The following is a 19,808-nucleotide window of genomic DNA, read 5'->3' on the forward strand; positions in this document are numbered from 1 at the left end:
GCGGGTTCTTCACGTTCTTCACGGACGGCGGGGTGATCATCCGGCGGTCTCCCGGCGGGCTTCTGCGTACTGCGGGACGGTCACCGGACGGCCTCCCCTGCGGAGAGCCGGGCCGTGACCTCGTCGTCGGAGAGCTCGTCGATCTCGGCCGCGATGAGCTCCTCGACGGCCTCGGCCAGCTCGGCGACGGTGCGCCGGACGAAGAGGGTCTTCAGCGGGACCTGGACCTCGACCGCCGTGCGCAGCCGCGCCGTCACCCGGGTCGCGAGCAGCGAGTGCCCGCCCAGGGCGAAGAAGTCGTCGAAGGCGCCGATCCGGTCCCGCCCGAGGACCTCCGACCACACCTCGGCGACCAGCTCCTCGGCGTCCGAGCGGGGGGCGACGTAGGCGGTGGCCCGGACCTCGGGCCGCGGCAGCGCGGCCCGGTCCACCTTGCCGTTCACCGTCATGGGCAGGGCCGCCACCGTCATCCAGAACGTCGGGACCATGTACGGCGGCAGCGAGGCGGCCAGGTGGCGGCGCAGCTCCGCCTCGTCCGGCGGGAGCGCCGCGCCCGCTTCGGCCTCCGGGCCGGGGGAGGGGACGACGTAGGCGGCCAGGGTCTCCCCGTGCGCCAGCACCGCCGCCTGCGCGACCCGGGGATGCCCGGTGAGCAGCGCCTCGATCTCGCCCGGCTCGACCCGGAAGCCGCGCACCTTCACCTGGTCGTCCATCCGGCCGAGGAACTCCAGCCGGCCGTCGGCCCGCCACCGGGCCCGGTCGCCGGTGCGGTAGAGCCGCGAGCCGGGCGGGCCCCACGGGTCGGGGACGAACCGCTCGGCGGTCAGCGCCGGCCGGCCCAGATAGCCGCGGGCCACGCCGTCGCCGCCCACGCACAGCTCGCCCGCCGCGCCGCGCGGCACCGGCTCGCCGTGGGCGTCGAGCAGGTGGACCGAGGTCGCCGAGATCGGGCGGCCGATGGGCGGGCGCTCCTCGCCGGTCGCCTCGGCGGCCGTCGCGATGATCGTCGCCTCGGTCGGGCCGTAGGTGTTGACCAGCCGGACCCGGTCGCCGAAGCGCTCCCGCCAGCGGCGCACGGCCGAGCCGTACAGCTGCTCGCCGCCGAGGATGACCAGGCGGAGCGTGTTGGGCCAGGTCACCTCGTCGATCACCTCGACCAGGCGGTGCCAGTAGGCGGTCGGCAGGTCCAGGACCGTGATCCGCCGCCCCTCGGGCGTGGCCAGGAAGTCGGGCAGCGTCTCCGGCCCGCCCGGCAGCAGGACGAGGGTCGCCCCGGCGGACAGGGTGGGATGGATCTCCTCGGCGTGCGCGTCGAAGCCCAGGGAGGCGAACTGCACCACCCTGTCCCCGGGGCGCAGGCCGTACTCCCGGACCATCCAGCGCACCCGCGCGGCCAGGCTCCGGTGCTCGACCACGACCCCCTTCGGCACGCCGGTCGAGCCCGAGGTGTAGATGAGGTAGGCGGCGTCCCCCGGCTGCGTGGCCCGCCCGCCCGGCTCGGGGACCCCGGCGATATCGGCGGCACCGGCGGGTTCGACGATCTCGGTCTCGTCCGATCCGGTGACGAGGGCGACCGCCCGGCTGTCGGCGAGCAGGTGGTCCCGGCGGGCGTCGGGCGTGGCGGGATCGACGGGCAGGTAGGCGGCGCCCGCCCGCCAGGCGGCGAGGATCGCCACCAAGGTGCCGATCGACCGCTCGGCGCGCACCGCCACGACCGTGCCGGGACCGGCGCCGGTCTCCCGCAGGCGGCCGGCCAGCCGGGTGACGCGCAGGTCCAGCTCGGCGTAGGTCAGCTCCCGTCCGCCGCACTCCACCGCGACGGCACCGGGCGGGGAGGCGGCGATCAGGCCGGGCACCAGGTCCGTCCCGTCGTCGGCGGGGCCCTGCGCGAGCTCGGCGAGCACCTCCCGTTCGCTCTCCGCGCGCAGGGGGAGCAGGGAGACCGGCCGTTCGGGGTGGGCCGCGACGCCGCGGAGCAGCGACTGCAGGCCGCTCGCGAACCCCGCCACCGTGGCCGGGTCGAACAGCGCGGCGTCGTAGCCCAGCACCATGGACAGCCCGTCGGCCTCCCGCCACGCCTCGAAGGCGAGGTCCAGCTTCGCCTGCGCGTAACCGGTGTCGAAGAGCCCGACCCGGACCTCGCCGAAGTCGGCGGGACGCCCGCCCTGGTTGTGCAGCACGGCCATGGTCTCGAACAGCGGCGTGCGGGTCAGGTCCCGCTGCACGCCGAGCTCGGTGGCCAGCCGCTCCAGCGGGACCTCCTGGTGCGTCATGGCGTCCAGCACGTCGCGCCGGGTACGGCCCAGCAGCTCGGTGAAGGCCGGGTCCCCCGACAGGTCGCCGCGGAGCACGAGCATGGTGGTGAAGCAGCCGACGATCGGTTCGAGCTCCGGCCGGTCGCGCCCGGCGTACGGCGAGCCGACCAGCAGGTCGTCCTGGCCGGTGTGCCGGGCCAGCAGCACCTGGTAGGCGGCCAGCAGCACCATGAACAGGGTCGCCCCCCGCTCCCGGCCCACCTCCTCCAGCCGGGCGGTCACCTCCTCCGGGAGCCGGAAGGGGTGGAAGGCGCCCCGGCGGGCCTGCCCGCGCGGCCGGTCGGTCGGCAGGTCGAGCACGGGTGGGCGGGCCAGCCGCTCCCGCCAGTGGGCCAGCGCCGCGGTCTCGTCGCGCCCGCGCTGCCACAGCGCGACGTCGCCGTACTGCAGCGGCAGCGGGGGCGGGCCGGACAGCCCGGCCACGCGCGCGCCGTACAGGCGGGCCAGGTCGTCCAGCAGCACGTTGAGCGACCAGCCGTCCCCGATGATGTGGTGGAAGACCACGCACAGCACGTGCTCGGCGGGGCCCAGCCGCAGCAGCACCGCGCGCACCGGCGGCGCGGCCGCCAGGTCGAAGGGGGCGTTGGTCTGCTCGGCGACGATCCGCCGGGCCGCCGCCTCCACCTCCTCGGGCGTCGCGCCCGGCACGTCCAGGTGGGTGAGCGTCGGGGCGGCGGCCGGCTCGACGACCGCCAGCGGCAGGCCGTCCCGGTCGGGGAAGCGGGTGCGCAGGCTCTCGTGCCGCTCCACCAGGGCGGTGAAGGCCTCATCCAGCGCGGCCGGATCGAGCGGCCCGCTCAGCCGGCGCACCAGGAACATGGTGTAGGAGGCGTCATCGGGGTCGAGCCGGTGCAGGAACCACAGCCGTTCCTGGGCCCGGGACAGCGGCGGGGCCGTACCGGCGGGGCGCGGGACCGGCGGGGCGGCGAGCCGGCCGCCGGCCTCGCCGGAGGCGGCGCGGCCGGTGAGGTCGTCGAGGGCGGCGGCCAGCCCGGCGACGGTCGGGTTGCCGAACAGCACGGGGATGGGGACCTCCACGCCCAGCTCGGCCTCCAGCGCCGCGATCACCTTCACCGCCAGCAGCGAGTGCCCGCCCAGCGTGAAGAAGTCGTCGTCGGTCCCGACCTCCCGGGCGCCGAGCACCTGGGAGAACAGCCCGGCCACCCGCAGCTGCGAGGCGCCGGTCGGCGCCCCGCCCCGCCCCCCGGCCGGGAGCGCCGGATCGGGCAGCGCGTTCCGGTCCACCTTGCCGTTCGGCGTCAGCGGCAGCGCGGGCAGCCAGGTGAAGACCGAGGGCACCATCACGGCGGGCAGCAGCCCGGCGGCGTACTCCCGCGGATCGGCACCGTAAGGGGCGGCACCCTGCAAGTCGGCACCCTGCAGGCCGACGCCGGATAGGCCGACGCCGTACGGGCCGGTGCCGGACGGATCGGCCGCCTCGGCGGCCACGAGGTAGGCGGCCAGGCGGTCGTCCCGGACGACGACGGCGGCCTGGGCGACCCCGGGGCAGGACTCCAGCACGGCCTCGATCTCGCCGGGCTCGATGCGGTGGCCGCGCAGCTTGACCTGCCGGTCGGCGCGGCCGAGGAACTCCAGCGTCCCGTCGGGCCGCAGCCGCACCCGGTCCCCGGTGCGGTAGAGCCGCGAACCGGGCGGTCCCCAGGGGTCGGGGACGAAGCGTTCGGCGGTCAGCGCGGGGCGGCCGAGATAGCCGCGGGCGACGCCCGCGCCGCCGATCACGAGTTCGCCCGGGACCCCGATCGGGGCCTGCCGGTCGTCGGGGTCCAGCACGTACACCTGCGTGTTGGCGATCGGCCGGCCGATCAGCACCTCGCCGGGGTCCGGCGGGACCTCCCACGCCGTCGACCAGATCGTGGTCTCGGTCGGGCCGTACATGTTGACCAGGCGCCGCACCCGGGGCCGCAGCTCGGCGGCGAGCGGGAGCGGCAGGGCCTCGCCGCCGACCAGGCCGACCGCGTCCGCGGTCCCGGCCCCGCCGGCCAGCAGCATCCGCCACCCGGACGGCGTCGCCTGGATGTGGGTGACGCCGCCGGACTCGACCAGCCGGGCGAGCGCGGCCCCGTCCCGCGAGGCCCGGGCGTCCGCCACGACCAGGCTCCCGCCGCAGACCAGCGGCAGGTACAGCTCCAGGGCGGAGATGTCGAACGACAGCGAGGTCAGCCAGAGCCACACGTCCCGGGGGGACGGGTCCAGCAGGGCGGCCATGCCCGCCAGGAAGTTGCTCAGCGCGCCGTGGGTGACCACCACCCCCTTGGGGCGGCCGGTCGAGCCCGAGGTGTAGATCACGTAGGCCGGGTCGGCCGCCCGCGGGCCGTCGTGCGCCGGGCCGGGCGGGGACGCCGGGCCGTCCGCCGCGGCGGCGTCCGGGGCGGCGTCCGGGGCGTCGAGCGGGACGACGGTCGCCGAGGCCGGGATCCGTCCCCCGGAGTCCTCCTCGGCCAGCACGATCGCCGTGCCCGAGTCGGCCAGCATGTGCTCGATCCTGGCCGCCGGGTAGTCCGGGTCCACCGGCACGTAGGCGGCGCCGGTGGCCAGCACGCCCAGCAGTCCCGCCACCGTCAGGTCCGACCGCCCGGCGCAGACCGCGACCAGCGAGCCGGGACCCGCCCCGGCCGCGCGCAGCCGTACCGCGACCTCCTCCATCCGCGCGCCCAGCTCGGCGTAGGTGACGCGGCGCGCGCCGCAGACCACCGCCGGGGCGGCGGGGGTGGCGCGGATCCGGCGGCGTACCAGGTCCACGACGGTTTCGGGGCCGACCTCGGCGGCGGTGGCGTTGCCCGCGGCCAGCAGGGCGCGCTCCTCCTGCGGCAGGACCTCCAGCTCGGACAGGCGCAGGTGCGGCCCCTCGGCGACGGCCCGCAGGAGGGTGAGGAAGCGATCGGCGAAGCGGCGCACGGTCGCCGCCTCGAACAGGTCGGTGCTGTACATGAAGGTGGCGAGGATCCCGTCGGACCGCTGCCACATGTCGAGGGTGAGGTCGACCTTGGCGCGCGCCCACCCGTGCGGGAACGCGGCGGACGGCATGCCCGCGAAGGTGTCGGCCTCGTCGTATCCGGCGGCGTTGGAGTGCAGCGTGACCACCGTCTGGAACAGCGGCGTGCGGCTGAGGTCCCGGCCCACGTCCAGCGTGGCCAGCAGCCGCTCGAACGGCACCTCCTGCCTGCTCATCGCCTCCAGGAGGGTACGGCGGGTGCGGCGCAGCAGCTCGGTGAACGGGGGGTCGCCCGACAGGTCGCCGCGCAGCACGAGCGTGTTGGTGAACAGCCCGACGAGCGGCTCCAGTTCGGGACGGTCGCGCCCGGCCGCCGGCGAGCCGATCACGAGGTCGCGCTGCCCGGTCAACCGGCCCAGCAGCGCCTGGTAGGCGGCCAGCAGCACGGTGAACGGCGTGCACCGCTGTGCCCTGGCCAGGTCGGTCAGGGCCGCGGCCAGCGGGGCGGGGACGGTGAAGACGACCTCCGAGCCCCGGCTGTCGCGCTCCGCGGGACGCGGCAGATCGGTCGGCAGGTCCAGCACGGGCGCCCCGGCCAGGCGGCGGGCCCAGTACGCCAGGTCGTCGTCCCCGTCCGTGTCTCCGTCACGGTCGTCCTCGGACAGCCCGCCCGGCTCCGGAGCGGCGGGCGGGGCCGGCAGCGGGGGCAGGTCCGGAGCCCGGCCGTCGCGGCGGGCCGCGTAGCACGCGCCCAGTTCCGCCAGGAGGATGTTGAGCGACCAGCCGTCGGCGACGATGTGGTGCAGCACCAGGCACAGGACGTGCTCGCCGGTGCCGAGCCCGATCAGCGTGGCCCGGATCGGCGGTCCGGCGGCGAGGTCGAAGGGGGCGTTGGTCCGCTCGGCGACCGCGTGCAGGGCCTGCTGTTCGGAGAGCTCCAGGAGCTCCACGGGCACCGCCGACGGCGGCTCGACGAGCCCGTACGGCCTGCCCTCCCGCTCGGGGAAGCGGGTTCGCAGCGCCTCGTGCCGCGCCTGGAGGTCGCCCAGCGCCAGCGCGAGGACACCGCCGTCCACCGGCCCGGTGACCCGGTGGACGATGTTGACGTTGTAGCCGGGGTCGGCGGGATCGTAGCGGTGCAGGAACCACAGGCGTTCCTGCGCGGGAGAGAGGGGGAATTCCTTCATCGAGCACCCTGAGATCGCGCCGCAGCGTGTCGTCCCCGTGCGGGCCTCGCCCGGCAGCGTAGGAAGCCCCTTCAGAACGCGTCAATACCCTCCCGGCGCCCTAAACCCCGCGAGAGACGGGGATTCAGGTCTGGCCGAATGCCCTCTGAGCTGGGGTTTCCAATAGGTTTCGGCGCCCCGCGCCGGGCGCCGAAATTAAATAGAAAGTTTCCTATTAGTTCCGGGGCGCGGCGCGGCGAGGCTCCCGGCCGTCCGGCGACGGGGGTGGCCGGCCCTCTCCGGACGGGTTCTCAGTCGGGGTGGTGCTGGTGCTGGAGATAGGCGGCCGTCTCGGGGTTGGCCGGGAAGTAGGCCTCGATGGCGAGCTCGGCGACGGTGATGTCGAGCGGGGTGCCGAAGGTGGTCATGGTGCTGAAGAAGATCAACTCGCGGTAGCCGCGGCGGAGCTTGAGCGGGATCACGATCTGCCCCGGGCCCGCGCCGATCTCCGGCTCGGGCTGGTCGCAGGGATAGCCCTCCAGCTCCCGCCACAGCTCGGTGAGGTCGGGGTCGGCGGTCAGGCTGATCTGGCGGCGGAGCCGGTGCAGCAGGTGGGCCCGCCACTCGCCCAGGTTGAGGATGCGGTGGGCCATGCCCTTGGGGTGCAGGCTCAGCCGCAGCACGTTGACCGGAGGTTCGAGCAGTTCGGGCGCGACGCCCCGCAGCAGCAGGCCGGTGGCGGAGTTGCGGTCGACCAGGTTCCAGCGCTGGTCCACGACCACGGCGGGGTAGGGCTGATGCCCGCTCAGCACCTGTCCGAGCGCCTCCCGCACCGAGGCCATCTCCGGGGAGTTCAGCGGGGTCTCGGCGTAGACCGGGGCGAAGCCGCCGGCCAGCAGCAGGTGGTTGCGCTCGCGCAGGGGCAGGTCGAGCTCCTCGGCGAGGTGGAGGATCATGCCGCGGCTGGGTTTGGACCGGCCGGTCTCCACGAAGCTCAGATGGCGGGTGGAGACGTCGGCCTGGATCGCGAGGTCCATCTGGCTCATCCGCCGTCGTTCCCGCCACTGGCGCAGCAGTTCGCCGACTGGCCGGTTCCCGCTGGTGGTGGTCACGCACGTCACGATATCCAAACGTGATCGACCCAACCATTACCGCGGATGTAATGAGTATCGCGATGTGCGCCCCGTCCCGGACGGGCGGATAACCGGTCGCGTCCCCGGCCGCGGAGGGCCACACTGGCCCGGTGGATCGAGAGCGGGGCCGTACGGCCGGTGTCGTGGTGACGTCGCAGGGGGAGTGCCTGGGGACCTACGGGCCCTTCCCGGTGGAGAGCCCCTGGTGGGCCGAGGTCGGGCCGGTGGCCGAGCGGCTGACCGCGGCGCTCGGCGTCCCCGTCATGGTGCTGCGCCTGGTGAGGGTCGAGGGCGGCGAGGGCGCCAGGGACGGGCACGTGACCTACCACGCCGAGGCCCTCGCCCGCCCGCGCGACGGCCTGCTCGGGGCGCCCCCGCCGGACGCGGCCGACCTGCTCCGCCCCGCCCCCCGGCGGTCCGGGTGGGCCACCGCCCCGGGCCTGCGCGAGGCCCTGTCGTGGGCGCGCGAGGCGCTGCGGGCGGCGGACCGGCCGGTGGACGGGGACGTCCGGCAGATCAAGAGCTGGAACCTCTCCGGGCTCTTCCGCGTCCCCACCGTCCGCGGGCCCGTCTGGCTGAAGGCGCTGCCGGAGTTCGCGACCTGGGAGGCCCGGGCGATCGACCTGGTCGCGCAGGTGGACCCGGAGCTGGTGCCCTCCGTCGTGGCCGCCGACGCCGACCGCCGCCTGATGCTCCTGGAGCACGTGCCCGGCGAGGACTGCTGGGAGGCCTCCGACGACGTCGTCCAGACCATGATCCGCCGCTGGTCGGCGGCCCAGCTGGAGATCGCCCGGCGCGGGCGGGCGGCTCCCGCCGGCCTGACCGACCGCACGCCGCGCACCCTGGCCGGATTGACCGACCGCACGCCGCGCACCCTGGCCGGGCTGGCGCACGGACTGCTCGACGGCGAGGCAGCCACCGGCCTGACCGCGGCCGAGCTGTCGGCCGCGCGCAGGCTGGCCGACGACCTGCCCGCCATGGCCGCCGCCCTGGAGGAGTGCGGTCTGCCGGACACCCTGGTGCACGCCGACTTCCACTGCGGCAACTGGCGGTCGGACGGGCGGCGCACGGTGGCCGTCGACTTCTCCGACAGCCACTTCGGGCACCCCGCCGTGGACGGCCTGCGGGCGGGCGACTTCCGCCCGGCCGAGCACCGCGACCGGGCGACCGCCGCGTGGATCGCGGCCTGGTCGGACCTGGTGCCCGGCTCCGACCCCGGCCGGGCGCTGGTCCTGGCCGAGCCGGTCAAGTGCGTCATGCACGCGGTGCGCTACCAGGAGTTCCTCGACGGCATCGAGACCAGCGAGCGGATCTATCACGAGGGCGACCCGGCGGGCGAGATCCGCGCGGCGCTGGCGGGCGCCGCGGCACTGCAGGACGCCGGGGTGCGGCTGGGCCGCGCCTGACCCGGCGGGCCGTCAGCGGCGGCGGACCGCGTTGGACAGGCGCTTGGTCATGCGCTCCCACTCGCTGCCGAAGGGGTTGTCCTGGACGAGGTAGGTCCAGGTCGCGGTGGGGCGCTTGAGGCCCGCGCCGTCGAGGTCGAGGCCGTCGGCGGTGATGGGGGCGGTCTCGAAGGTGGCCACCGAGCGTGACTCGATCTCGGCGAGCAGCCGCTGGTAGGCGGCGACGGCCTCCTTGTGGAACTCGTCGAGCGGGTTGGCCCGGCCGAGCACGCGCAGGTGGATGCCCTCGCGGATCTCGGCCAGGTGGGCCAGGTGCTCGGTCCAGCGGTCGTCGATGTGGAACAGGACGATCTGCCGGGCGGCCGCGTGCAGCACGTCCTCGGCCGTCTCCGCGGGCAGGGCCTCGACGAGCTCGGCCCACCGTCCGGGAGCGGCGGCGGCCAGCGCCTCCCCGCCGGCCCGGCCGCGCAGGATCCGGTCGCGGCGCTCCAGGACCAGGCCGCGCTGGCGTTCGAGCAGGCGGGTGTAGCGCCAGGTGTCGCGGTGGATCTGCGTGTTGACGCCCTCGGCGACGCGCTGGGCGTGGCTCACCAGCCGCTGGGCCGGCACGCCGGAGGTGTACTCGTCGGCGACGTAGTGGGTGATCAGGTCGTCCTCGCCGCTCACCATGAAGACCGAGCCGCCGGGGTCGCCCTGCCGCCCCGCCCGGCCGCGGAGCTGGTCGTCCAGGCGGCTGCTGGAGTGGCGCCCCGAGCCGATGACGTACAGCCCGCCGAGCTCGTCCACCCCCTCGCCGAGCCTGATGTCGGTGCCGCGCCCGGCCATCTGGGTGGAGACCGTGATCGCTCCGCGCTCCCCGGCCGCGGCGATGATGGCGGCCTCCTCGGCGTCGTTCTTGGCGTTGAGCACGACGCACTCCAGCCCCCGGCCGGACAGGTTCAGCGCGAGCCGTTCGGACTCGGCCACGTCGAGCGTCCCGACCAGGATCGGCCGGCCGGTGGCGTGCACTTCGGCGATCTCGTCGAGCAGGGCCCGGTCGCGGTCCATGGCGAAGGCGAAGAGCCGGTCGGGCGCGTCGATGCGGACCACCGGGCGGTTCGGCGGGACGACGGCCACCTTCAGGTCGTAGAACTCGCGCAGCTCGTCGCCGACGGCCACGGCGGTGCCGGTCATCCCGCACCGCGTCGGATAGCGGGTGATCAGGCCCTGCACCGTGATCGAGTCGAGGATCTCGCCGGTCTCCGAGGGCGGCAGCGCCTCCTTGGCCTCGACCGCCGCCTGCAGGCCGTCCGGCCAGCGCTGCAGCAGCGCCACCCGGCCCCGGGAGGCGTTGATCAGGTGGACCCGGCCGTCCCGGACGATGTAGTCGACGTCCTTGTTCAGCAGGGCGTGGGCGTGCAGGGCGAGGTTGACCTGGGTCAGGGTCGCGGGGTCGTGGTAGAGCTCGACCTCCAGCGCCTCCTCGACGGTGTCGATGCCCTTGGCGGTCAGGTGGACGTTGCGGGCCTGGTCGTCGATCTCGTAGTGGTATCCCTTGACGAGCCGGCGCACCAGCGCCGCCATCTCCGGCACCGAGCCGCCGGGGTCGGCGGCTCCGGCCAGCACCAGCGGCACCCGGGCCTCGTCCACCAGCACCGAGTCGGCCTCGTCGATCAGCGCGACGTCCGGCTCGGGCTGCAGGAGGTCGCCGGCGTCGACGCACAGGCGGTCGCGCAGCACGTCGAAGCCGATCTCGCTGACCGAACCGTAGGTCACGTCCCCGGCGTAGGCCTCGCGGCGCTCCTGCGGGGTGGAGGCCTCGCCGATCCAGCCGACCGAGACGCCCAGCGCCTCGTACAGCGGCGCCATCCACTCGGCGTCGCGCCGGGCCAGATAGTCGTTGACGGAGATCACGTGGACCCGCCTGCCGCGCAGCGCGTATCCGGCCGCGGCCATGGCCCCGGACAGGGTCTTGCCCTCGCCGGTGGCCATCTCGGCGACGTCGCCCGCCAGCATGGCCAGGGTTCCGACCAGCTGCACGTCGTACGGGCGCAGCCCCAGCGCCCGGTCGGCGGCCTCGCGCGCGATCGCGCAGAACTCGGCCAGGTCGTCCATCGAGGGGGCGGGCAGCTCGTCGAGGCCCCGCAGGCGCTCCTCGTGGGCGCCCGCGGCCGCCACGACCCGCTCGAAGGGAGCCAGGTCGACCGAACCGGGGCGCTCCAGGAACCGCCTGATGAACTGCTTAATCGAGGCCACGTTCTCTCCAACGCCCGTTTCCGGGAACACGTTCCCGCCAGCCGGCCCACCGTACCGGCCGGGAGGGGTCACGCCGTCACGGCGCGAAACCGAATGCGATTCGTAATGATGGGCCGTAGACACGCCGCGAACGGTCGGGACAGGCTGGAGCGGTGGCGTTCTCCGATTATCAGTACGAGATCTACCTCAACGGGCTGACCGGCCGGCACCCGCCGTACTCCGCCCACGTGGCGGAGCTGGAGCGGGCCGCCAGGGAGCGGCTCGACCCCGGCGCCTACTGGTACGTGGCCGGCTCGGCGGGGACGGGCGCGACCGACCGCGCCAACCGCGAGGCGTTCGACCGGTGGCGGATCGTGCCCAGGATGCTGCGCGACGTCTCGGTCCGCGACCTGGACACCGAGCTGTTCGGCCGGACCTACCCGGCGCCGCTGGCGCTGGCCCCGGTCGGCGTGCAGTCGATCGTCCACCCGCAGGGCGAGCTGGCGACCTCCCGGGCCGCCGCCGCGCTCGGCGTCCCCATGGTGCTCAGCACCGCCTCCTCCCACACCCTGGAGGAGGTCGCCGAGGCGGACGGGCCCCGGTGGTACCAGCTGTACTGGCCGCACGACGACGAGGTCACCCTCAGCCTGCTGGAGCGGGCCCGCAAGAGCGGCTACGACACCCTGGTCGTCACGCTCGACACCTGGACGCTGGCCTGGCGGCCCAACGACCTCGACCGCGCCTATCTGCCGTTCCTGCGCGGGACCGGCCTGGCGATCCCGCTGTCCGACCCGGTGTTCCGCTCGCGGCTGGCCCGCCCGGTGGAGGAGGACCCGGACGCGGCGATCATGCAGTGGGTGCCGATGTTCAACGGCCGCGCCCACACCTGGGACCAGCTGTCGCTGCTGCGCGACAACTGGGAGGGGCCGATCGTCCTGAAGGGCGTCCAGCACGCGGACGACGCCCGCCGCGCCGCCGACGCGGGCATGGACGGCGTCGTCGTCTCCAACCACGGCGGACGCCAGGTCGACGGCGCGCTCGCCTCCCTGGACGCGCTCGCGCCGGTCGCGGAGGCCGTCGGCGACCGGCTGACCGTGCTGTTCGACTCGGGGGTGCGCAGCGGGGCCGACGTCTTCAAGGCCCTCGCCCTCGGCGCCCGCGCGGTGCTCCTGGGCCGGCCGTACATGTGGGGCCTGGCCAACGGGGGAGAGGACGGCGTGCGCCACGTGGTCCGCAGCATCCTCGCCGAGCTCGATCTCACCCTGGGGCTTGCGGGGTTCCGCACGCCCGCCGACCTCGACCCTTCCGTACTGGAGCGCGCATGAGCCTGTCCGATCTGCAGCCCGTCCCCGCCGAGCAGCTGAGCTTCCGGCTGCCGCAGAAGTTCGCGACCGTGCAGGAGGAGCGGCGGCACCGCCAGGAACGCCTGACCGCCGCGCTGCGCCTGTTCGGCAGGTTCGGCTTCGAGGAGGGCGTGGCGGGCCACATCACCGCCCGCGACCCCGAGCACACCGACCACTTCTGGGTGAACCCGTTCGGGATGTCCTTCAAGCAGATCAAGGTCAGCGACCTGATCCTGGTCAACCACGAGGGGCAGGTCGTCGAGGGCCGCCACCACGTCAACAAGGCCGCCTTCGCCATCCACGCCATGGTCCACCAGGCCCGCCCCGACGCGGTCGCCGCCGCCCACTCGCACTCGGTGCACGGCAAGGCGCTGTCGTCCCTGGGCACCCTGCTGGAGCCCCTCACCCAGGACGCGTGCGCGTTCTACGAGGACCACGGCCTGTTCGACGACTACACCGGCGTCGTCGTGGAGACCGAGGAGGGCCGCCGCATCGCCCGGGCCCTGGGCTCGCACAAGGCCGTCATCCTGCGCAACCACGGCCTGCTGACCGTGGGCGACAGCGTCGACGCCGCCGCATGGTGGTTCATCACCATGGAGCGCAGCTGCCAGGCCCAGCTCCTGGCCAAGGCCGCCGGTCCCACGGTCCCGATCGACCACGAGAACGCCAAGCTCACCCACGGCCAGATCGGCAACGACCTGGTCGGCTGGATCAACTTCCAGCCCCTCCACGACCAGATCGTCGTCTCCGACCCCGACCTGTTCGACTGACCCCGTCCCCCCGCGCCGGACACCGGGAAGATCGTTCGGGTATCTTTCCTCAGGCATCGAGTCCTCCACCCTCCGCCGGGCGTGATGCCGGAAAACGGGAGTCCCATGTCGGCCGAAGAGACGATCACCACCCCTCCGGGACAGGCCCGGGCGGGCCGCTGGAGCGCGCAGGCGTGGTTCGCCCTGGTGCTCGCGGTGATGTCGCTGCTGGTGGTCGCGGCGGCGCTGGTCGGCGCCCTGGTGCTGCAGAACACCGCCCAGGTGTCCGACCGCCTGGTCGACCGCATCTCTCCGGCCCGCATCGAGGCGGTGAACCTCCAGGCCGCCCTGCTGAACCAGGAGACCGGCGTACGGGGGTTCGTCCTCACCGGCAAGGAACAGTTCCTGGAGCCGTACGTCCTCGGCCGGGACGCCGAGCGCCGGACGGTGGCCCGCCTGCACGAGTTCGACTCGGACGGCCAGCCGCTGCGCGAGCTGGCCGAGGTGGAGCGCCTGGCCGGGGAGTGGCGGTCCCGGTACGCCGATCCGATGATCGCGCGCACCCGGACCGAGGGGGCCGAGTCGGTGACCCAGGGGCAGACCGAGGAGGGCAGGCGGACCTTCGAGGCCCTGCGGAACGCGCTGGAGGCGCACAACGCCGCGTGGGGCCGGGCCCGGGAGGCCGCGCGCGCCGACCTGTCCTCCGCGAGGGCGGGGCGCGACCTCGCCTTCCTCGTCATCCTCGGGACCCTGCTGGTGGCCATCCTCGCGATCGCGCTGCTGCTGAGGCTGGTGGTCTTCCGCCCGCTGGACCGCCTGTCCGCCGCCGCCCGGCGCGTGACGAACGGGGACTTCGCCCACCACGTCGACACCGGGGGCCCGGCCGACGTGGCCGAGCTGGCCCGCGACATCGAGGCGATGCGCGGGCGGATCGTCGCCGAGCTCGAGGAGACCCGGCGCTCGCGGCAGCTGCTGGACGAGCAGGCCACCGAGCTGCGGCGCTCGAACGCCGAGCTGGAGCAGTTCGCCTACGTGGCCAGCCACGACCTTCAGGAGCCGCTGCGCAAGGTGGCCAGCTTCACCCAGATGCTGGAGCAGCGCTACGGGGACAAGCTCGACGACCGGGCCAAGCAGTACATCGGCTTCGCGGTGGACGGCGCCAAGCGCATGCAGGAGCTCATCAACGAGCTGCTCACCTTCTCCCGGGTGGGGCGGATCACCCGGGATCCGGTGGAGTTCGACCTCGGTGACGCGGCCAGGGCGGCCCTGCGCAACCTCTCGTCCGCGGTGGAGGAGTCCGGCGCCGAGATCGAGATCGGCGACCTGCCGCAGGTGAGCGGCGACCGGTCCCAGTTCGTGATGCTCTGGCAGAACCTGATCGGCAACGCCATCAAGTTCCGCCACCCCGACCGCGCCCCCGCGGTCCGGCTGGAGGCCGGGCGCGAGGGCACGGACTGGCGGATCACCGTGACCGACAACGGCATCGGCATCGACGCCCGGTTCGCCGAGAAGATCTTCGTCATCTTCCAGCGGCTGCACACCCGGGACGCCTACGCGGGGACGGGCATCGGCCTGGCGATCTGCCGGAAGATCGTCGAGCACCACCACGGGAAGATCTGGCTCGACACCGACCACACGGGCGGCGCGCGTTTCATCATCACGCTGCCCGCCGGGCAGGACGCCCCGGAGGAGGCCGAGACCCCCGCCGCCGCGGCGTCCCCGGCCTGACGGGCCCGCTCTGGGGGAGTGGGCCGGGTGTCGCCCTGGAGGGCGGGCGACACCCGGCCGACACCCGACGCGCCGCCGTATCCGCCTCAGGCTCAGGACGCACTCGTCCTACGGCTTCAGGGCCGGTCACCGAGGCGGTCGACCCAGCCCGCCTCCTGCAGGGTGTGCCGCCACACCGGAGAGGACGTGCCCGCCTCGACCACCTCGTACTGCAACAGCTCGGCGGAGTCCGGATCGATGATTATGCGGAACTCGATCGGCTCACCGTGGTCACCGGAGCCGGTCCTCGTCAGGCGACCCCCGCGCGCCCCATCGAGTCGGTGACCCGCCCCGGCGAGGTCATGCTCAGACGGTCGGCCGTCACCCGGAACAGGGCGGCCCTGGTCCCCGGCGGCCCCGCTCGGGGATGCGGCGGACGCGCGCGCCGGGGCGGGCGGGGTTTCGAACGCACGCGCCAGGTCGGCCGAACGGCGCCGCCGGTCCGGACTCCGTACGCGGTGCCACCGGCCGGGGCGCTGGGGGCGCCGCCGACCGCGCCTCCGCGCGCAGGGCCCGGGCCAGCCGTTTCCGGGCGCGGTGCAGCCGGACGTCGTAGGTGCGCGTGGAGCAGCCCATGACGGCGGCGGCCTGCTCGGGCGGGAGCCCGTGCCAGGTGGCCAGCGCCATCGCCTCCACGTCCTGCTCGGACAGCGAGGCCAGCGAGGCCAGCGAGGCCAGCGAGGCCAGTGCGGCCAGTGCGGCGTCCCGGTCCACGACGTGCTCGGCCACGTCCCAGGCGACCTGGTCCCGCGGGGTGCTGAGCGCCGTGATCCTGTCGATCAGCGCCTGCCGCCGGAACCGCGAGTCCCGCTGCTTGGCCAGCAGGCTGCGGGCGACGCCGAGCAGCCACGGCAGGACGCGCTCGGGCAGCTCGGCGATCCGCCGCCGTACCGGAGAAGACGTGAAATGAACCTGACACTCGTTGACAGGTATGGGCGCGACGATGAGGTCATGACGACGACAGCGAAGTTCCTCGCCCTGACCATCGACTGCGCCGAGCCCAAGCGGCTGGCGGAGTTCTACGCCGCCGTGTTCGGCTATGAGGTCCAGTACAGCGAGGAGGAGTACGCAGGCATCGGCGACGGCGCCATGAACCTCTACTTCCAGAAGAACACCGAGCGTACGCCGGCCGCCTGGCCGGGCCCGGACAAGCAGTTCCACATGGACGTGCGCGTCCCGGACGTGGAGCAGGCAGTCGAGGACTATCTGAAGCTGGGCGCGAGCAAGCCCGACTTCCAGCCCGGCGGCGAGAACTGGACCGTGCTCGCCGATCCCGAGGGGCACCTGTTCTGCGTCTGCCCCACCCGCGACGAGTGAGCCGGCCCGCCCCCGGCGACCGCCCGGCCGCCCGGGGCGGCCAGGCTCACTCGGCCGCGGACCGGCCCGCGCGCCGTACGGCGAGCATCCCCGCCCGCCGGGTGTCGTCGAGAGCGAGGTCGATCGCGGTCCACGCCAGCGCCGTGGCCGCGTCGACCACGGCCTTGTCGGCCGTCGGGGTGGCCGCCGCCGTGGCGAACTCGGGGGTGTGCGGCATGCTGAACCCGGCCGGGTCGATCCCGATCACGGGGTGGATGCCCGGCAGGGCGTGGGAGACGTTGCCCATGTCCGTCGAGCCGCCCCGGAACTCCCCGGGGACCGGCATGGCCTCGCGGCCCAGGGCGGTCAGGTTCGCGCCGAAGGCGTCGGCCAGCCACGGTTCGTTGCGCATCTCTGCGTAGTCGGGGCTGGTACGGCGGATCTCCATGGTGGCGCCGCTGGCCAGCGCGCCCGCCGCGAAGCAGTCGCGCACCCGCTCCTCCAGCCGGTGCATGTCGGCCAGGGTGTCGGCCCGCAGATAGTAGGCCAGCTTCGTGCGCGCGGGCACGATGTTCGGCCGTATCCCGCCCTCCTGGACGATTCCGTGGAGCTGGCCGCCGGGGATCATGTGCTGGCGCAGCAGCCCGAGGGCCACCTGGGCGACGGTCACCGCGTCGAGCGCGTTGATCCCGGTGTGCGGGGCGACCGAGGCGTGCGCCTCCCGGCCGGTGTAGACGATCTCGATCTGGCCGCTGGCCTTGGTGGACAGGCCGCCGGGCGCGGTCAGGTCGATCGGTGCGGGGTGGGCCATCATCGCCACCGTCACATCGTCGAACGCACCCCGGTCCAGCATGATCTGCTTGCCGCCGCCGTCCTCCTCGGCCGGGGTCCCGAGCAGTTTCACGGTGAGGCCCAGCTCGTCGGCGACGGAGGCGAGGGCGAGCGCCGCGCCCACGCTGGAGGCGGCGATCACGTTGTGCCCGCACGCGTGGCCGATCTCGGGCAGCGCGTCGTACTCGGCGCACAGGGCCACGACGAGGTCGCCGTCGCCGTACGTCGCGCTCAGCGCGGTCGGCAGGTCGCACGCGCCGCGCTCGACGGCGAAACCGGACCTCTCCAGGAAGACGGCGACCTTCTCCGCCGAGCGGTGTTCGCGGAAGGCGAGCTCGGGCTCGGCGTGGATGCTCCGGCTCAACGCCACCAGCTCGTCGGCGGCGGCGGAGATCCGGGACTGGGCGGCCTTCTTCTCGGCGGGCAGGGCCTTGTCGGAGGACGGGGCGGGCATCTCAGGACTCCTTGACGGGAAGAGCGGGGACGGGGGCGGAGGCACGGCGGGAGACCGCCAGCAGGAACAGGACCGCCAGGACGGAGGCGCCGGCGCAGATCAGCCAGACGGTCACGTAACCGCTCTCGGCCGGGCTGGTGCCGCCCTCGATGACCATCGTGGACAGCACCCCGGCGAAGACCGCGCCCGAGACGCTGCCGCCGAGGGTCTTGAACGTGTTGTACATGCCGGTGGAGATCGCGATGTCGGTGATCGGGGCGCGCTCGGCGATCAGCGCCGGGATGGAGGCCAGCGCGACGCCGGTGCCCAGGGAGACGAGCGCGGTGGTGGCCAGGAACTGCGCGGGGTTCGCGTGCAGGACCGCCACGAGCAGGTATCCCGCCGCGGTCAGGCCCAGCCCGAGCAGGAGCGTGGCGTCGTGCCCGATCCCGGTCCCGATCCTGGCCATCGCCGACGCGCCGGCCATCGCGAACAGGCCGCTGGGGATCATCATCAGGGCCAGGGAGAGCGCGGAGAAGGCGAAGCCGTAGCCGACCTTCTCCGGGACGCTCGCCATGAACGTGGCGGAGGCGGTCTGCGCGCCGAACATGGCGAAGCCGAGCATGAAGCTGGCCACGTAGAGACCGGTGAGACGCGGGCGCAGGAGGTTGCGCACGTCCACCATCGGGTGCTCGGCGCGCAGCTCGATCCAGGCCCACAGGGCCAGCACCGCGGCGGCCGCCCCGAGCAGTACGGCCGAGCCGTCGCCGATCCCGAGCAGCAGCGTGACCAGGCCGACGCTGAGCGCCGCGGCGCCGGCCCAGTCGATCGAGGCGACCGCCCGCTCGACGCTCTCCGGCACCCAGAACGCCACGACCACCACGCAGAGCGCGGTCATCACGACCGGGACGGTCAGAGTGAGGTGGACGTCCTTCAGCACGGTGTGCACCACTCCGCCGACGATCAGGCCGAGCGAGGTGCCGAGGGTGAGCGAGCCGACCAGCATGCCGATCGCCGAGCGCGCCCGCTCGGGCTCCAGGCGGCTGCGCACGATGCCGAACTCCAGCGGGAGCAGCGCCGACATCGGGCCCATCAGCGCCCGGCCGACGAGCAGCAGTTCGAAGCTGGACGCCCAGGCGACCAGGGCGCTGCCGGCCAGCAGGAAGAGCAGGGAGATCCGCAGCAGCCTGCGGTGGCCGTACATGTCGCCGAGACGGGCGAAGATCGGCACGCAGATCGCGGCGGAGAGCAGCTGGACGGCGCTGACCCAGTGCAGGCTCGCGTTGGAGACGCCGTGGGCGGCGCCGATGGCGGGGGTGATCGGGAGCATCATGCCCTGGATCAGACCGCTGGTGATCTCGACGAAGACGAGGAGCCCGACGACGGCGGACACCTTCACGGGGGGCGGGTTGGAGGTCTGGGTCATGTGCGCGCTCCGGATCCGGGCAGGCGCCATCGGCCCTCCGGCTCGCGGAGGGCTGTCGCGCAGGGGACGGGGACGGGGACGGGGGTCGGGGGATCGGGCGATCGGGGAGGGGCGGCGGTTGGGATGCTGCGGGGTGCTGCGGGGTGCTGCGGGGTGCTGAGGGTCAGGAGGGGGTACGGCGGGGCGGGGCGCCGTCGACGAGGAGGGCGACCATCTTCCGGATGTCGTCCTCGGTGATGGGCTGACGCCAGATGACCCCCCGGTAGACCAGCAGGCCGGACATCACGTCGATCAGATAGTCGACGTCGGTGTCCTCGGGCAGGTCCCCGGCGTCGATGAGACGCTGGAAGACCGCCCGGCCGGTGGCCCGGCGACCCGACATGATCTGCGCCTGGAACGCTTTCTGCCCCTCGGGGTCGGCGTTCAGGTCGTTGCGCGCCCCGGTGAGGGCGGGGCCGTACCAGGGGTCGGCGAACGGCTCGACGAGGAGGCGGATGTTGGTCGCGAGGTCGTCGCGCGGGGATCCGGACTCGGGGATCTCCTCGATGCCGATCGGCCGGTAGAGGATCTCGGCGACCAGCTCGGCCTTGCTGGACCACCAGCGGTAGATGGTGGTCTTGCCGACCCCGGCGCGGGCCGCCACGCCTTCGATGGTCAGCCGCGGGTATCCGACCTCGGCGAGCAGCTCACGCGCGGCGGCCAGGACCGCGTCGTGAGCCTGCTCGCTCCGGGGCCGGCCGGGACGCCGGCGTCTGTCGTCCGTCATGCATCCAGAG

Annotated in this window: 12 protein-coding genes; 5 read left to right on the forward strand and 7 right to left on the reverse strand. The window is 74.1% G+C overall.

The annotated features are described in order from the left end of the window. Positions 1–80: 80 nt before the first annotated feature. Positions 81–6,455 carry a non-ribosomal peptide synthetase gene (locus Pta02_RS14045; RefSeq protein ID WP_203875230.1) on the reverse strand — a complete coding sequence of 2,125 codons (6,375 nt, stop codon included), beginning with the start codon at positions 6,453–6,455 and terminating at the stop codon, positions 81–83. A gap of 290 nt (positions 6,456–6,745) precedes the next feature. Further along, positions 6,746–7,546: a helix-turn-helix domain-containing protein gene (locus Pta02_RS14050; RefSeq protein WP_275423580.1), complete on the reverse strand. Its 801-nt coding sequence runs from the start codon at positions 7,544–7,546 to the stop codon at positions 6,746–6,748. Between the two features lie 131 nt (positions 7,547–7,677). On the opposite strand from Pta02_RS14050, the gene Pta02_RS14055 reads away from it, so the two are divergent. Further along, entirely contained in the window at positions 7,678–8,973 is a 1,296-nt protein-coding gene (locus Pta02_RS14055) for an aminoglycoside phosphotransferase family protein (protein WP_239130499.1), read from the forward strand. A 12-nt stretch (positions 8,974–8,985) separates the two neighbouring features. Here the strand turns inward: Pta02_RS14055 and secA2 are convergent, their stop codons facing one another. Further along, on the reverse strand, positions 8,986–11,199 hold the full coding sequence (gene secA2, locus Pta02_RS14060) for an accessory Sec system translocase SecA2 (protein ID WP_203875272.1): 2,214 nt from the start codon (positions 11,197–11,199) through the stop codon (positions 8,986–8,988). Between the two features lie 161 nt (positions 11,200–11,360). Here secA2 and Pta02_RS14065 point away from each other — a divergent pair, with 161 nt between their 5' ends. The 3 genes from Pta02_RS14065 (at position 11,361) to Pta02_RS14075 (ending at position 15,007) form a co-directional block, all read left to right on the forward strand. Beyond that, positions 11,361–12,512: a lactate 2-monooxygenase gene (locus Pta02_RS14065; RefSeq protein ID WP_203875231.1), complete on the forward strand. Its 1,152-nt coding sequence runs from the start codon at positions 11,361–11,363 to the stop codon at positions 12,510–12,512. Next, positions 12,509–13,300, forward strand: a complete 792-nt coding sequence (locus Pta02_RS14070) for a class II aldolase/adducin family protein (protein ID WP_203875232.1) — start codon at positions 12,509–12,511, stop codon at positions 13,298–13,300. Before Pta02_RS14065 ends, Pta02_RS14070 begins: the two co-directional genes overlap by 4 nt. A 105-nt stretch (positions 13,301–13,405) precedes the next feature. Beyond that, positions 13,406–15,007 (forward strand): sensor histidine kinase, encoded by a 1,602-nt coding sequence (locus Pta02_RS14075; RefSeq protein ID WP_203875233.1) that lies wholly within the window; start codon positions 13,406–13,408, stop codon positions 15,005–15,007. Between the two features lie 360 nt (positions 15,008–15,367). Here Pta02_RS14075 and Pta02_RS14080 read toward each other — a convergent pair whose 3' ends face one another. After that, positions 15,368–15,775, reverse strand: a complete 408-nt coding sequence (locus Pta02_RS14080; RefSeq protein WP_203875234.1) for an RNA polymerase sigma factor — start codon at positions 15,773–15,775, stop codon at positions 15,368–15,370. A gap of 222 nt (positions 15,776–15,997) precedes the next feature. On the opposite strand from Pta02_RS14080, the gene Pta02_RS14085 reads away from it, so the two are divergent. Beyond that, positions 15,998–16,363 carry a VOC family protein gene (locus Pta02_RS14085; RefSeq protein ID WP_203875235.1) on the forward strand — a complete coding sequence of 122 codons (366 nt, stop codon included), beginning with the start codon at positions 15,998–16,000 and terminating at the stop codon, positions 16,361–16,363. Between the two features lie 46 nt (positions 16,364–16,409). Here the strand turns inward: Pta02_RS14085 and Pta02_RS14090 are convergent, their stop codons facing one another. The 3 genes from Pta02_RS14090 to Pta02_RS14100 all read right to left on the reverse strand — a co-directional run bounded on the left by Pta02_RS14090 (position 16,410) and on the right by Pta02_RS14100 (position 19,798). Next, positions 16,410–17,627 (reverse strand): M20 family metallopeptidase, encoded by a 1,218-nt coding sequence (locus tag Pta02_RS14090; protein ID WP_203875236.1) that lies wholly within the window; start codon positions 17,625–17,627, stop codon positions 16,410–16,412. A 1-nt stretch (position 17,628) separates the two neighbouring features. Next, positions 17,629–19,032 carry an MFS transporter gene (locus tag Pta02_RS14095; RefSeq protein WP_203875237.1) on the reverse strand — a complete coding sequence of 468 codons (1,404 nt, stop codon included), beginning with the start codon at positions 19,030–19,032 and terminating at the stop codon, positions 17,629–17,631. A 163-nt stretch (positions 19,033–19,195) separates the two neighbouring features. After that, entirely contained in the window at positions 19,196–19,798 is a 603-nt protein-coding gene (locus tag Pta02_RS14100) for a TetR/AcrR family transcriptional regulator (protein WP_203875238.1), read from the reverse strand. Positions 19,799–19,808: the final 10 nt, after the last annotated feature.

This window comes from Paraplanobispora takensis (assembly GCF_016863195.1).
Taxonomy (GTDB): Bacteria; Actinomycetota; Actinomycetes; order Streptosporangiales; family Streptosporangiaceae; genus Planobispora; species Planobispora takensis.